This window comes from Bacillus sp. 007/AIA-02/001 (assembly GCF_004634455.1).
GTDB classification, from domain to species: domain Bacteria; phylum Bacillota; class Bacilli; order Bacillales; family Bacillaceae_G; genus Bacillus_A; species Bacillus_A cereus.
On the sequence record NZ_SEIY01000009.1, the window covers coordinates 153,208 to 167,686 of the forward strand.

A 14,479-nucleotide genomic window follows, 5' to 3' on the forward strand; every position below is an offset into this window, starting at 1 on the left:
AGTAATTACATACAGTAAGGAGATAGAACAATGGTATACGACACAAAAGCAATTTCTTGGAATGAATCTTTAAAACAACTTCAACGCCGCTATACAAACAAACAAGTTGACCGAAAAGAATTTGAGGATATTGAACTGATGGAATTCTTCCGCGATAACGACTACATTTCTTTACCTACACATATAAGCGGCCTATCAAAAACACGTTTTACTTCTTACTCTATTTTCACAACTGAAGATAAAGATCGTAAAGTTGGCACACTTATTATTGAGTATGTTGAAGACGATAATAATAATTTATGTGTTGAACAACTATACTTCGTTTAAACTATAACGCTTGGTCAAAATGACCAAGCGTTCTTGCTTTCTATGAATCTCACTGTATATAATATGAATAAAAGAAAACCGCTATCATTAAGGGGGGATATGCGTGCTCGAAGGATGGTTCAGTTGGTTCATTGTATTATGGACGGTTATTTTATTAGGGCTTATGTCTATCGGTGGATACTTTATGTTCAGAAAATTTTTAAAACGTTTACCAAAAGAAGACGGCATGTCCATTTTGGATTGGGAAGAACACTACATAAATAAAACGAGACATTTATGGGCTGACGAACAAAAACAATTGTTAGAAGAGCTTGTAAGTCCTGTTCCAGAACTATTTCGTGATGTTGCAAAATCAAAGATTGCTGGCAAAATCGGGGAACTTGCATTACAAGAAAATGCCTCTCAAATTACACAAGACTTGATTATTAAGGGATATATCATTGCCACACCAAAGCGTGATCATAAATTTTTAATAAAAAAACTACAAGAAAAAAAGATTGATTATTCTAACTATCAATCTTTACTCGCAAAGTAACTTCATATTATTTTCGATAAAAAAGACAGCGCCTTTGACGCTGTCTTTTTATTTGGTACATATACAGTTTTTAAGTTAGCTTCATATCTTTTTCATTATAAAAACCATCTTCTTTTTCCATTTCCTTCTGTAATTTCGTAAAGGAACGATACATTGCAATTCTCCATGACACAATCATCGCAAACGCAAGTAAGAAGAACATGCCACTAAGTTGTCCTAAATCAAGAGATTGACTTAAGTAGGTTTTAAATACAATCCGCACTACAAGTAATCCAATTAATATGAAAACAAAGGCTTTTGAACGCTTCAAATAAATCTCTTGTCCTCTAATTTCAAATTTAGATGTTTTAATAAGAAAAATAGAGAAAATCAAACCGACACCAATTGCTTCTAACATTTCTGCTGGAGTTAATCGAAATTCAGGAAAAACATACATCAATGCACCCGTACTCATAAAAAATGGTGGAAGTATAATTTTTTTCAATGTTGCAGGTTTCTTAGCTGCTTTTAAACGAATAAACATCGCACCGACAGCCATACAAACAGCAACGATACTTGATAAAAGAACTATGTTCATATTTTCTCATCCTTTTTTGTGGCTATATGCAAAATATACTTTCATTATATGCTTTTCCGTTAGTATTTCCAACATTTTCGCAGAATAATACTAAAAACCAGTAAAACCACCAAATAAACTTGAGAAATATACGATAATTTTCGTCATCCAGTTAAAGTATAGGAAGACACCCATAACAATCATAATATATCCTCCGACTTTCATGAAGGCCATACTATTTCTTTTAATCCAAGACATTTTCGTAATAAAGAATGACAGTACGAAAAACGGGATTGCAAATCCAAGTATGTAAGCAATCATATATATCATTGCTGATTCTGGATTTGTTGCTGCTAATCCAATTACAGACACTAGAATTGGTCCGGTACATGGCGTCCACCCTGCTGCAAAAGCTAATCCGATTAGTACTGATCCAAAATAGCCACTTGGACGATTTTTAAATGTAAATTTACGGTCTTGCATTAAAAATTTCGGCTTAAACACCCCGACAATAATTAAGCCGAACACGATGATAAATATACCACCTAACTGTCTGATTAAATCTTTATAGTCAGTAAAGATTCCTCCAATAAAACTTGTACCAAATCCAATTGCAATAAATATAATTGAAAATCCAAGTAAGAAAAACGCTGTATGTATCATACTTCTTTTGCGAAGCATTGCATTTTCTTCTTTCAATTCAGAAACCGACATACCTGTTATGTACGATAAAAATGCCGGATAAAGCGGTAAGCAACATGGGGAAATAAATGATAAGAACCCGGCGCCAAACGCTAAAAAAATACTAATATCTTGCATCATTCCACTCCTCTCCCTAAATATTGTAACAAAAACACATAAAAATACTATGAACAATTCGTGAAATCACTTTTACAACGTGGCAATAAGAAAAACCGCACTTCCTCACAGTTTCTAATAAAACGTTTTCATTTCCTTCTATTATATAGAAAAAACCCAAATGGATTATAAAACTCCTTTAATTGTTATTACCATAACAAAGGTAACATAGTTTCTCAAATAATTAGCACGTTACTAGTACGTCTATATACATATTGGTTTAAAAAATATTTTTTTCAAATGCTATCTCTATACAATGCAAAGTTTATTTTATAATACTTCTACTATTAAAAATTTCAAGATTATGCATAAATATCATACTTTTATTATTATTCTATAAAATGTCATACTTTTCTTTCATTTGACCCTTTATTTCTAATTTTGTATACTTCCCTCTAGTTATATATTTTCGATACGGAACAACTTCATATAGATGGGAGGAATTTTTCATGCTTCGTTATTCTCTTTTAGTTTTATTAGGAGCGTGTAGTTATGGAATTTTAGCTATTTTTGTTAAGCTTGCATATGCAGAAGGATTTTCACTTGGAGAGGTAATTGGCAGCCAATATTTGTTCGGTTGGATTATTTTGCTTGCTATTACACTTCTATTTTCTAGACATCGCGTTCCTTTAAAGCAAGCATTACTTTTATTCGTTGCAGGAACATCTGCAAGTTTTACCGGAATTTTTTATTATGCTTCATTAAAAACTGTACCAGCTTCTATTGCAATTATTCTTTTATTCCAATTCGTTTGGGTCGGAATTATCATTGAAGCAGTCGCAACAAAAACATTACCTTCAAGAGAAAAAGTTATTTCTGTTATTTTCTTACTTGTAGGGACATTTTTATCAAGTGGTTTACTTGAACAATCAGTAGGTGCTTTCGATACGACTGGGGTCATTTTAGGTTTATTATCTGCTGTTACATTCGCAACATACATTTTCGTAAGCGGAAAAGTTGCTGTTGAAGTACCTTCATTACCGCGCGGTGTTCTCTTAATGACTGGTGCTTTAACTTTAGTCATGATTGTATTCCCACCAACATTTATTTTTAATGGTGCCATTTCTCAAGGTCTTTGGAAATACGGTTTAGGATTAGGAACATTTAGTATCGTTATTCCATCTATTGCCTTTACAATCGGGATTCCAAAAATCGGTTCTGGCTTAGCGACTATTCTTGGTGCAGCGGAACTACCAGTTACAACAATTATGTCAGTATTCGTTTTAAAAGAGGCTGTACTATCTTCACAATGGTTCGGTGTATCACTTATATTAATTGGGATTGCAATCCCGCAAATTGCATACGCAATGCGTGGACGTTATCGTAAACATCATACGCATAAAAAAGTCGCAGCATAAAGTGAAACTTTAATTAGTTGAACCAATCGGGCTTTTATGGGATAAACGAGAGAGGATTTTCATTTGAGAATCCTCTCTTTTATTGTTGTATACTTATGATAAATATTTTGCTCAAGAAAGAAGGCATACTACATGGTATCTATTTCAAATCAACTAAAAGAAAAACTTATTTCCATCCGTCGACATTTACATGAGTATCCCGAACTATCATATGAAGAGTTCGAAACAACAAAAGCAATAAAAAATTGGTTAGAAGAAAAAAACATTACTATCATTGATTCCAATTTAGAAACAGGAATTATCGCTGAAGTGTCTGGTAATAAAAACGGACCAATTGTAGCAGTTCGTGCTGATATTGATGCCCTTCCTATTCAAGAAGAAACACATTTGTCCTATGCATCTAAAGTACGAGGGAAAATGCATGCTTGTGGACACGATTTTCATACAGCTGCTATTTTAGGTACTGCTTTCTTATTAAAAGAAAGAGAATCTTCCCTAAATGGAACGGTTCGCTTCATATTCCAACCAGCTGAAGAAAGTAGTAATGGCGCTTGCAAAGTTATTGATGCTGGACATTTACGTAATGTGCAAGCGATTTTCGGCATGCATAATAAACCTGATTTACCAATAGGTACAATTGGCATTAAAGATGGTCCACTGATGGCCGGAGTTGATCGATTTGAAATTGAAATTCACGGAGTTGGTACACACGCGGCTGTACCAGATGCTGGAGTAGATCCTATTGTCGCATCCTCTCAAATTGTGATGGCACTGCAAACAATTGTAAGCCGAAATATAAGTTCATCTCATAATGCAGTTGTTAGTGTTACAAATATTCATGCAGGAAATACGTGGAACGTGATTCCTGAAAAAGCTACGTTAGAAGGAACGATTCGCACATTCCAAGCTGAAACACGTGAAAAGATTCCAGCACTCATGGAGCGTATTATTAAAGGTGTATCTGATGCATTAGGTGTAAAAACGAAATTCTGTTTTTATTCAGGTCCTCCTGCTGTTCACAACGATAAAGCTCTTACAGACTTATCTACTCAAGTTGCCACAAAGATGAATCTTAATATCATCTCGCCTAGTCCGTCAATGGCTGGAGAAGATTTCTCATTTTACCAACAGGAAATACCAGGTTCATTCGTCTTTATGGGAACGAGCGGTACACATGAATGGCATCATCCTGCTTTTACAATTAATGAAGAGGCACTGCCTATAAGTGCAGAATACTTTGCTTTACTAGCCGAAAGAGCACTTAAACAATTCTCATAAAAAAAGCCGTTCAAAGTGCATCTCAGCACCCTGAACGGCTTTTCTTATTAAGTTAAATCACGTTTTAAAAACACAGTATATGAAATACATAAAAATACGAACAAATAAAGTAACAACATACATGATGCAAACGGGAATGTTACTCCATCAATAAAACTTCCATTCTTTGAAATACTATATAAATCTGTGTTTGCTGGCAATAAATATTTCGCCCAGTTATATCTAGTGGCTGCTAATAGCGCAATATTGCCTGATAAAGCAAGGAATAGTGAAATACCAATTGCACCTCCACTAGATCTTGTTAACACAGAAATCATAAATGCAAACGATGCGTACACAACCGTTGGTAACCACGATAAAACATAATATTTACTTGCTTCTACAAAAATGTTTTGTTTTATTATATTTCCATCTTGGAAAATAAACTCACTCCATGCAGGCTGTTGGAATTTATAAATAACAAGTCCACATAAAGCGGAGAAGATCATATTAAATATAAATAATAAAGCTGCAAATATAACAATTGCTAAAAATTTTGCTGTTAAAATTTTAAAGCGACTCGCTGGTCGTATCGTTAAAAATTTATATGTTCCCCAGCTATATTCATTCGCAAAAATTGTACTTGCATACACGAGGATAAATGGGAGCAAAATTGGAAATACGATAAAACCTGTATCTCTCATGAAAGAAAGTGGAGAACTGCTTGCCGGTGCTGTATCCGTATCTAAATGCTTCATCTTAAGCTGGTATTCTTTTACAAGCTCATCCCCTGATTTTTCTGCTAAAATAGCTTCTTTTTTCATGCCAAGCTTTTTCTCAATTTCTACAGTTCGTTCTGTATAATCTACTTTCCATCCTTTTGTTTCCGGTTCAAAATACTTTACCGTAACCCATCCTAATCCGATTATTAATACTGCAATAACTGCAAATGGAATAATCGTTCGCTTCCGCTTAAATATTTTATACAGTTCGTTATATACTAAATTAAACAATATCTTTTCCCCCTGTTAATTCTAAAAATTGCTCTTCTAACGTTTTTCTTTCTTCATATACACGATACACTTGAATATTTTTCTCAAGCAATGTACGAATAACATTTGGGATTTCTTCATCTTTTACATTAATAAGTAATTCATTATCTTTTACTAAAACATCATGCCCTAATATTTCTGCTGCTTTATTCGCATCATCTACACGTATACGGATCGTCTCCATCTCTTCGCTTTGGCTATGCTGAATATTTTGCGTAGCCACATATTCCCCGTGCTGAATAATGATAACTCTGTCACACATTAATTCAACTTCTGAAAGTAAGTGACTTGATACAAGTACAGCTTTTCCTTGTTCATGTGCAATTTTTTTTATGTACATTCTCATTTCATGTATTCCACTAGGGTCTAATCCATTTGTCGGTTCATCTAGTATCAACACGTCTGGATCGTGAATAAGTGCCTGAGCGATTCCTAAACGTTGTCTCATGCCGAGTGAATACGCTTTTACTTTGCGATCAATTACTTGTCCCATCCCTAACAATTTCACTACTTCATCGATGCGTTCTTCGGTCACATTACCATTCATTCGTCCGAAATATGTTAAATTTTCATAGCCGCTCAAAAAAGGATAAAATTCAGGTGTCTCAATTACCGCTCCAATTTTCGCAGCTGTTTTTTCGAATTGCTGTTTCACAGATTGACCATCAATCCATACTTCACCTTCTGTCATACGGATCATACCAACCATCATTCTCATTAAAGTCGTTTTTCCAGCACCGTTTGGTCCGAGTAAACCGACAACCTCGCCTTTTTTCACTTCAAAACTAATATTTTGTACAAGTGTCTTTGATCCGATTCGCTTCGTTAACCGATCGACTTTTACAATTGATTGTTCATTTGTCATTCTATACAACCTTTCCTTCCCATTCTTTGTCAGGTCTTTTCACTGTAACATGATTATTTTTATGTGTAAAATAGAAAAAAGCATGCTTTCTCATGCCCTTTCTTTAAACCGCAACGAATTTTCATCTTTTAAATTTCGAACAAATCGATAACATTGCATCATCGATATTAAAACGACAGTCATCATAATTACACTAATAATTACAACTGCATATATTGTAATTGGCGCACTATTTATTCCTTGTATCCCTGCGATTTTCATAAAGATAACCGTGAATAATTTCAAAAATAGCATCCCATTAATTAATCCAAAAACAAATGCTGCTCCATAAATGAATAATTGCTCCTGACATAATACACATAGTACCTCTTTTCTTTTCATATTTTCTTCTACATAAGATATAAACTCCTCCCTCCTCACATGCAAAAGGGAGTACATCATTTTATATGTAGTAAAAATACATATGAAAATTAGTACAATAAAAAGTGTGTAAAAGTACATTTGAAATACAAATGCATTCCCTACTTTCAAAATAGCTCCTTCATTAAATTGTAACGATATCATAAAAAACAAAATCATAGTACTCATAGCAATCCACATAAATTGCTTCATCCTTTTGGTAGCAAATGTTATAATATTTTTTCTCGCTAACCGACATAAAGACATAAAATTCTTCCCCTACCTTATTACATACGCATTCTATACTACTAGTGTATAAAAATATGACATTTTAAACATCGCACTACAATCGGAATTTCTTCTAAGTCTTTAGTCCTAGAAAACGAAATGATAAAAAATCACATTTAGAATATAATTGTAAAAAGGAGGAGGTTGCATGCATATAAAATTACTATCAATCTTGTGTTTATTATTACTCACAAGTTGTAGCCAAATAAAAAACAATGAAGTTGCCATTGTTGAGCCATACAAATTAACAAAAGAGCAAGCTTCTATTTTACAAATGACTCCTTTTCAAGAAGGAAATAGCATATTTTATAACGTTACGCTTAAAAATGATAAAGATGAAATAAATGCTACAATTGATTATTATAACAATGGTAAGAAAACAAAAGAAATTGCTAATATAGCTACCTCACATTTTTCAAAAAAGAAAGTAAAGCTTTCTTTTTTACCACCACATTTCCAATTTGATAAAGATATACAAGAAAAAAGGCAGTGGTATCTGAATATTGAAGGTGGTTCAACACTTGTTCCTGAAGAAGCGCCACCAAGCGTAAATAGCTCTGCAACTACTACAATCCAATCTATAAAAAATTTAAAATACAATCAAAAAACAACTTTAGCTGCTGTAATCCAAACCAGTAAAGAAACTGTAAGTGTTCCTACAATTGACGAAGAAAAGGGTATTGATTTACTCTTAAAAGAAAATGAACACGTTTATCTATTTAGTATCGAGCTAAAAAAAGAACAATAAAGCGGAAATGCAACTTAAGTTGCATTTCCGCTTTATTGTTTAATAAGGTGTACTTTTATGGATTTGAATCAAATCCATTTTCTGTTACTACTATTACTCATCTTCTACTTCTATTCTTTTCTTCTCTCTTGCAATTTTTAAAAACTCTAGCAGCTCTGGATTACTATTCATTTTTTTGTAAGCCACTGACATTTCTGCAACGAAATTAGAATCATATAACTCTTTATATACAACTTCTGTTTTATATAACTTATTTGCCGACACGGGTATTACTGTAATTCCAATCCCTGCTGCTACAAGCCCCATAACTGTTTGATACTCTGTTGCTTCTTGTACAATACGTGGACTAAATCCAACTTCTCTACAAAGAGATAAAATTGTATCATACAAAGCTGGCCATACTGGTCTCGTAATAAATACAAACGGCTCATCTCGTAAATCTTCTATATGTATTTCATCTTTCTCTGCAAGTGGATGTGCCTTTGGTAAACACAAAGTGCAAGATAACCTTTGAATTGGCTCTAATTCTAATAATTGCGTTGGAATTGGTGGACGTAAAAAGCCAATATCGATACGGTTATCATGAAGTGCATGAACTTGATCTGGTGTTGACAATTCATGTAATGCAACAGACACTCTCGGAAATTTCTTTCTATATTCCCTAACAATTGATGGTAAAATATCATATATCGCCGCACCTACAAAACCAATTGAAAGTGATCCTACTTCTCCCCTTTGTGCACTTTGTGCAACTTCTACTGCTTTTTCAATTTGTTCAAACGCCTTTTTTACTTCTTTTAAAAACATTTCTCCTGCTTCTGTTAGTTCAACCTTTCTTTTCGTTCTTGAAAATAATGTAACTCCCATTTCTTTTTCTAATTGCTGTATTTGTTGACTAAGTGGTGGTTGTGTCATTTGTAAACGAGCAGCCGCCCGTCCAAAGTGTAACTCTTCTGCCACAACAACAAAATATTGCAAATGCCGTAATTCCATTTTTGGACACCCTTTTCACTTTCGATTAATATGTCTTATATATTAATAACATATAATTTATATATTAGACAAATATTTTGAATGAACGTATAGTAGAAATTGTTAATTCTTTTTTACAATTTTTATGTAACAAAAGAAAGAGGTGGTTACTGTATGAAATGGTGGAAGTTAAGCGGACAAATTTTATTACTATTTTGTTTCGCTTGGACAGGTGAATGGATTGCAAAACAGGCACACCTCCCAGTTCCAGGAAGTATAATCGGTATTTTCTTATTATTAATTTCATTAAAATTTAACCTAGTTAAAAAAGAATGGATACAGGACGGAGCAGATTTTTTATTAAAAGAACTTATTTTATTTTTCATCCCTTCTGCAGTCGCTGTCATACGTTACAGAGATACACTAACACAATATGGAATCGATCTCATTTTAATTATTATGATTAGCACTCTTTGCGTTACCTTAGTTACAGGACTTTTAACAGAATTGCTACTAAAGCGGAAAGGATCAACGCAATGATCGGATTTCTTTGTTTACTATTAACACTATTCACATATTGGCTATCAAAAAAAATGTATCAACGCTGGAATTGGAGTCTACTTTCTCCTCTTCTCGTCTGTCCCATTATTTTAATTGCTTTATTGCTCGGATTAGATACACCTTATGAAACATATGAATCTGGTGGTCATTGGTTAACTGAATTATTAAAACCCGCAACAGTTGCTTTTGCATGGCCAATCTATAAATACTTTGATTTATTAAAGAAACATGGAATGGCTATCTTACTTAATGTCATTGTCGGTTCGTTTTTATCAGTCATTACTTCAGCACTACTAGCAAATTATTTTCAAATTGATTCATCACTAGAACATAGTTTAGCGCCACATATCGTAACAACACCAATCGCAATGGCTATTTCAGAAATGATTGGTGGCATGTCACAATTAACTGCTGTATTTGTCGTTTTAACTGCCTTAACAGGAGCATTGCTCGGTCCTTCTCTCATACGTATTTGCCGTATTAAAACAGCAATCGCAAAAGGTATTATGTTAGGAACAAGCGCAAATGGAACCGGTACATCAAAAGCATTCGAAATCGGTCCTGTGGAAGGAACAATTGCAAGTTTATCTATGCTTTTAACAGCAGGCGCTAGTTTAGTTATCGTTCCGCTTTTCTTGTCTTGGATACATTAAAGAAGCAAGTATTTACATACTTGCTTCTTTATCTATATATTGGCACAGCAATTCATAATCCTCTGGAAAAGCTAAACACAATTGTTCAACTTCATGTATCCCTTTCCAAGCAATTTCATGTATTAACTCATCAGGATCTTGGATTTTCATATTACCGCCTATTTGTTTAACAAAATAATAATGGACATACACTGGAACACCGTATGTAATACCCTCTTTTTCATATATTTTATTTACAACTTCCACATTGTAACCTGTTTCTTCCCAAACTTCCCTAATACAACATTCTTCTAGTGTCTCTCCCTTTTCAAGTCCTCCACTTGGGACAGACCACCTTTTTTCTTCTCCCTCTTTGCCCTGCAGTACCATTAAAACTTCCTTTTTTTCATTTACACATACCGCTGCACTACCTATCCATCTCTCCATAAACATCCCTCCCCTACTAAAATTCGCCCTCTTTTTTATTTTCCCCTTGAAAAAAAGAGGAAAAAAATAAAACAATGACGAAAGATTACATCAACTTCATAGGCAATCCCTTCTTAGAAATTAAAACTGGAAGGATGAAAATATGATTTCTAATTATGTTGTGGAATGTGTCTTTTGTGAAGAAAATCGAAAGCCTCGCCAAGCTATTGTCACAGTTCCCGCCACTACTCAGCTACTAGCCATTGAAAAAGTGCGTGCGGAATGCAAACGTCGCTTCGGAAAAACTGTATTATTACAAACAGAAATTAAAGAAAAAATTGTTTTTGAACAAAAAGAAAGCTGACCATCAATTGGTCAGCTTTCTTATCCGATCATATTTTCACATGAAGATTAGGGGCATCCTCTTTAAGGATCGGGATTTTCCCATTATGTACGTTCCATAATGGTCATCGAACAATATATTTCTATACAATTAACTATTGAATAGAATAGGGCAAAACTTGTTCGCATTTTTAGAAAAGGGATAGGGATATAATTCAAGTAGTACTTCGAATACTCGAACTTTACACTCATAATATTAAAACAAATCCTTTTATATGGGAAATATGAATTACCTACATAATTCATTCGTAAAATATATTAATAGTTTGCTATATTAATTTTATCCCGCTATTTGTAAGCAGTAACCCCCTACTTATTATAATTTCACCTTATTCCATCAATAGCATACATCCAGCTAAAACCGGTGTCATAATCATCGAAAACCTCAAAAGCATTCGCGGTGCATAATTTGTAAACTTCGCGCCAATATATGCCCCTAACATGGTCCCAATTAATACTTGCAATAACAATATATAATCTAAATATCCTTCCGAACTATATCCTAGCCCACCTCCAATTGCAATCGGTAATATAACAAGCATCGTTGTCCCTACAGATTGCTGAATCGTTAGTCTCAATAGAACCATTAATCCAAGCTGAATAAACGGTGCAGAACCAATCCCAAATGAACCAGCCATCATTCCAGTAACTAATCCAAGGCATATACATTTCAACAAGTAGTTCATGGAAAACTCTTTATGCTTATATAAAGATGACTGTTCTTTGTTTTGGAACATAATTAATTTAATAAACATAAAAATTGCCGATAAAAATAACATCCCAGCTGTAAACCAATGAAGAAGATGTGCTGGTATAAGTGAACCAAATTTAGAACCAATATAAGAGCCAATTGCGCCAAATCCTCCAACAATCCCGCCTATAATAAATGCAACATTGCCTTCACGGTAATGACTGACAACACCTGATAATGTCGTAAATGCCATTGCAGTTAAAGATGTTGCAAGAGCAACATGAATAGGAATATGAAATACTAAAGTGAGTATCGCGATAATAAACCCAGCTCCTCCAGCTCCAACAAATCCTAATAAAATACCCATTACTAACATTGTTATAATAATTGCCACAGACTTTCCCTCCAGTAACACAATTATCCATCATATTTATCCTTACATACAAATAAAAAGCATCCTAGACGGATGCTTTTTATTTCAAAAATATGTACTTAATCTTGATTAATCAAAATAACCGCTGGACCAGCGACCACTACTCCAGCTACTTCTATTTTTTCAAATTCCTTTACTGTAATAGATATAACTCCTTCTCTTTCCATCAATTCTTTACTCAGGACATCAGTCGGGATTGCTTTCACCGTCTTACCTCCTTTTCATTTATACAATATGATAAAGTAAAACTTTAATGAGTGGGGTTTTTGTCCGTACTTATTAATTATTACCCCTCACCAATCGGACTAATAATCACCCAATGCATCTATATATATGCATCACCTCCGCTTTCATTCCTTATTCCACTCAAAAACCTTCTCCCCCTTCCGTGACATATTGAAAAATAAAAAAGAAGCTATAACATATAGCTTCCCTCTACGTTTCTTTAATCTTTATGCACCGTATATTCCATGACTTTTCCATCTCTATCAAATTGGAAAACAAGCTGTTCGCTATCTATTGGAATAAAGCCACGTTCAGTCCCAAGATAATACAAAGTGGTAACTCCTTCTTCCCCACTTCTCGTTTCCGTTGGAGCTCCTAACAATTGTATAATTTCTTCATTTGATTTCCCTATTAATTTATATTTTTGTAATAGATCATCTACCATATATACCCGCTTATCTGCATGATTTAACCATCTATTTTGATTAAACTTTGATGTATATTCATTTACACTTAGTTGTACAGTGCACACTATTAATGGTATGAGTGCTACTATTAAAACCCCCAACATTTGCTTCTTTTCTTCATTACGATTTTTAGAAACATATAAAATAGCCCTTTGAATCATGACTAATAAAACAAATGGTATGAATACTACAAAAATGCTCCTTACACTTAAGGGTATATGGACCATATCAATGACGAATATAAATAGAATGTACATTACTATATACAAACAAAAATAGACATACAAAATGCCACGTAACATAGCGTTCAGAAAGATCTCCCCTTTTAACTCACTATATAATTCATCCGGCTAATCATTTCTCGAATCTGTTCTAATTCTTGCACTGTATATACTACTTTCCCTGCTAAGATTTCATTTCTGAAGAACGTTACAATTTGCTCCCGATTTTTTAATCTAGGTGTTTCCTCACTAGAAAGATCTATTATTTCTTTTCCATTTTCATTATAAAAATATACAACTGGTTTTACCTTTTCTTTTATACTATTAGCCTGCATTTCTTTCAAACAATTGTATAAAATTTGAGATAGTTTCTTCACCTTATATACTGGATTTCCTTCATTTTTCACTTGTATAGTTGACGAATCTTTACCTACTATATATTCAAATGTCTCTTCTTTTTCAACTTCTTGTTGATACTTACCCATTTCATCAATCATAAATGAATATATACCAGCATTTTCTTTCGTTAAACCATGAATTAATTTCTCTTCCCATTCTTTCGTCTCAAGTAGATAAATACCAGTTTTGCACAAGATGAGATGATGGATTCGATTATCGTTTATTTCACTATTATTTTTAATAAAAACATTCGGCATGATTTGAATTTCAGCATCTAATATGATGCCTTGCTCTATGAATCCTCGCTTCATATAATGTAATGTTTCGTACGTATTCATTTCAGCACCGTTTTTAGTATATTCTCGTAAATTTGCAATTAATTTTTGAAACATATGTATTTCGTTATTATGTTTATTTTGTATTTCACTACGTTCTTTACTATGCTGCATAGCTAATTGATTTTTCATCATACGCATATTTTCAATTTCTCTATTTGCACTTACTTGTAAATCATTGTATTTTTTCTGTTCCATATTTTTTAAATTATTTTGTTGTTCTTTATGCTCTATCACTGTAGCTGCAATTTCATTTTTATACGTTTCAATCGCTTGTTTCTTTTCAAATTCTACTTGCTGACTCTCTGATTCTAACTGTTTATTTTTATAAAACAGCACAAATGCTACAGCTAATAATATTAAAATCGCACCTATTAGCACATAATTCATATTTTTACTCCTTTATTTCATTTTCGATTATTTTTTATAAATATATCTACTATAGTATACTATGGTTTCGATATAGACTTTG

General features: G+C 33.4%; 20 protein-coding genes. 8 read left to right on the top strand and 12 right to left on the bottom strand.

What is annotated here, in order from left to right:
* Positions 1 to 30: 30 nt before the first annotated feature.
* Together ES895_RS18355 and ES895_RS18360 are read left to right on the top strand one after the other, a co-directional pair.
* Positions 31 to 327 carry a hypothetical protein gene (locus ES895_RS18355; protein ID WP_000262400.1) on the top strand — a complete coding sequence of 99 codons (297 nt, stop codon included), beginning with the start codon at positions 31 to 33 and terminating at the stop codon, positions 325 to 327.
* A 103-nt stretch (positions 328 to 430) separates the two neighbouring features.
* Positions 431 to 862: a DUF2621 domain-containing protein gene (locus ES895_RS18360; RefSeq protein WP_000889371.1), complete on the top strand. Its 432-nt coding sequence runs from the start codon at positions 431 to 433 to the stop codon at positions 860 to 862.
* 70 nt (positions 863 to 932) lie between these two features.
* Here the strand turns inward: ES895_RS18360 and ES895_RS18365 are convergent, their stop codons facing one another.
* From ES895_RS18365 to ES895_RS30230, 3 genes are all read right to left on the bottom strand, one after another.
* Positions 933 to 1,439, bottom strand: a complete 507-nt coding sequence (locus ES895_RS18365) for a CcdC family protein (RefSeq protein WP_001028440.1) — start codon at positions 1,437 to 1,439, stop codon at positions 933 to 935.
* A gap of 90 nt (positions 1,440 to 1,529) precedes the next feature.
* Entirely contained in the window at positions 1,530 to 2,237 is a 708-nt protein-coding gene (gene ccdA / locus ES895_RS18370; protein ID WP_001152676.1) for a cytochrome c-type biogenesis protein CcdA, read from the bottom strand.
* A 16-nt stretch (positions 2,238 to 2,253) separates the two neighbouring features.
* On the bottom strand, positions 2,254 to 2,403 hold the full coding sequence (locus ES895_RS30230) for a peptidase T (protein WP_071686460.1): 150 nt from the start codon (positions 2,401 to 2,403) through the stop codon (positions 2,254 to 2,256).
* Between the two features lie 322 nt (positions 2,404 to 2,725).
* Here ES895_RS30230 and ES895_RS18380 point away from each other — a divergent pair, with 322 nt between their 5' ends.
* Both ES895_RS18380 and ES895_RS18385 read left to right on the top strand, forming a co-directional pair.
* Complete coding sequence (locus ES895_RS18380) at positions 2,726 to 3,634, top strand: EamA family transporter (protein ID WP_000947046.1); 909 nt, start codon at positions 2,726 to 2,728, stop codon at positions 3,632 to 3,634.
* 132 nt (positions 3,635 to 3,766) lie between these two features.
* The gene (locus ES895_RS18385) at positions 3,767 to 4,912 is read left to right on the top strand and encodes a M20 peptidase aminoacylase family protein (RefSeq protein WP_000253668.1); all 1,146 of its coding nucleotides are present in this window, start codon (positions 3,767 to 3,769) and stop codon (positions 4,910 to 4,912) included.
* A gap of 47 nt (positions 4,913 to 4,959) precedes the next feature.
* Here ES895_RS18385 and ES895_RS18390 read toward each other — a convergent pair whose 3' ends face one another.
* The 3 genes from ES895_RS18390 to ES895_RS18400 all read right to left on the bottom strand — a co-directional run bounded on the left by ES895_RS18390 (position 4,960) and on the right by ES895_RS18400 (position 7,474).
* Positions 4,960 to 5,904 (bottom strand): ABC transporter permease, encoded by a 945-nt coding sequence (locus ES895_RS18390; protein ID WP_000482759.1) that lies wholly within the window; start codon positions 5,902 to 5,904, stop codon positions 4,960 to 4,962.
* Complete coding sequence (locus ES895_RS18395; RefSeq protein ID WP_000180622.1) at positions 5,897 to 6,808, bottom strand: ABC transporter ATP-binding protein; 912 nt, start codon at positions 6,806 to 6,808, stop codon at positions 5,897 to 5,899. Before ES895_RS18395 ends, ES895_RS18390 begins: the two co-directional genes overlap by 8 nt.
* Positions 6,809 to 6,898: 90 nt before the next feature.
* A complete protein-coding gene (locus tag ES895_RS18400) occupies positions 6,899 to 7,474 on the bottom strand; it encodes a hypothetical protein (RefSeq protein ID WP_053512832.1) in 576 nt (191 codons plus the stop codon).
* A 169-nt stretch (positions 7,475 to 7,643) separates the two neighbouring features.
* On the opposite strand from ES895_RS18400, the gene ES895_RS18405 reads away from it, so the two are divergent.
* Complete coding sequence (locus ES895_RS18405) at positions 7,644 to 8,243, top strand: histidine kinase (RefSeq protein WP_065703440.1); 600 nt, start codon at positions 7,644 to 7,646, stop codon at positions 8,241 to 8,243.
* 93 nt (positions 8,244 to 8,336) lie between these two features.
* On the opposite strand, the gene alsR is transcribed toward ES895_RS18405, so the two are convergent.
* Positions 8,337 to 9,236 carry an acetoin biosynthesis transcriptional regulator AlsR gene (gene alsR / locus ES895_RS18410; protein ID WP_000423234.1) on the bottom strand — a complete coding sequence of 300 codons (900 nt, stop codon included), beginning with the start codon at positions 9,234 to 9,236 and terminating at the stop codon, positions 8,337 to 8,339.
* A 153-nt stretch (positions 9,237 to 9,389) separates the two neighbouring features.
* Between alsR and ES895_RS18415 the strand changes: the two genes are divergently transcribed.
* Entirely contained in the window at positions 9,390 to 9,755 is a 366-nt protein-coding gene (locus ES895_RS18415) for a CidA/LrgA family holin-like protein (RefSeq protein ID WP_000872365.1), read from the top strand.
* Complete coding sequence (locus tag ES895_RS18420) at positions 9,752 to 10,429, top strand: LrgB family protein (protein WP_000578965.1); 678 nt, start codon at positions 9,752 to 9,754, stop codon at positions 10,427 to 10,429. Before ES895_RS18415 ends, ES895_RS18420 begins: the two co-directional genes overlap by 4 nt.
* A gap of 12 nt (positions 10,430 to 10,441) precedes the next feature.
* Here the strand turns inward: ES895_RS18420 and ES895_RS18425 are convergent, their stop codons facing one another.
* Positions 10,442 to 10,855, bottom strand: coding sequence for an NUDIX hydrolase (locus ES895_RS18425; RefSeq protein ID WP_000442972.1), 414 nt, complete (start codon positions 10,853 to 10,855; stop codon positions 10,442 to 10,444).
* Positions 10,856 to 10,997: 142 nt separating this feature from the next.
* Between ES895_RS18425 and ES895_RS18430 the strand changes: the two genes are divergently transcribed.
* Complete coding sequence (locus ES895_RS18430) at positions 10,998 to 11,198, top strand: DUF3903 domain-containing protein (RefSeq protein ID WP_000625225.1); 201 nt, start codon at positions 10,998 to 11,000, stop codon at positions 11,196 to 11,198.
* Positions 11,199 to 11,565: 367 nt separating this feature from the next.
* Here ES895_RS18430 and ES895_RS18435 read toward each other — a convergent pair whose 3' ends face one another.
* From ES895_RS18435 to ES895_RS18450, 4 genes are all read right to left on the bottom strand, one after another.
* The gene (locus ES895_RS18435) at positions 11,566 to 12,321 is read right to left on the bottom strand and encodes a sulfite exporter TauE/SafE family protein (protein ID WP_000974654.1); all 756 of its coding nucleotides are present in this window, start codon (positions 12,319 to 12,321) and stop codon (positions 11,566 to 11,568) included.
* Between the two features lie 98 nt (positions 12,322 to 12,419).
* Positions 12,420 to 12,566, bottom strand: coding sequence for a BC1881 family protein (locus ES895_RS18440; RefSeq protein WP_000644411.1), 147 nt, complete (start codon positions 12,564 to 12,566; stop codon positions 12,420 to 12,422).
* Between the two features lie 239 nt (positions 12,567 to 12,805).
* On the bottom strand, positions 12,806 to 13,354 hold the full coding sequence (locus ES895_RS18445) for a hypothetical protein (protein ID WP_000943751.1): 549 nt from the start codon (positions 13,352 to 13,354) through the stop codon (positions 12,806 to 12,808).
* A gap of 23 nt (positions 13,355 to 13,377) precedes the next feature.
* Positions 13,378 to 14,397, bottom strand: coding sequence for an NERD domain-containing protein (locus tag ES895_RS18450; RefSeq protein ID WP_001110269.1), 1,020 nt, complete (start codon positions 14,395 to 14,397; stop codon positions 13,378 to 13,380).
* Positions 14,398 to 14,479 lie beyond the last annotated feature (82 nt).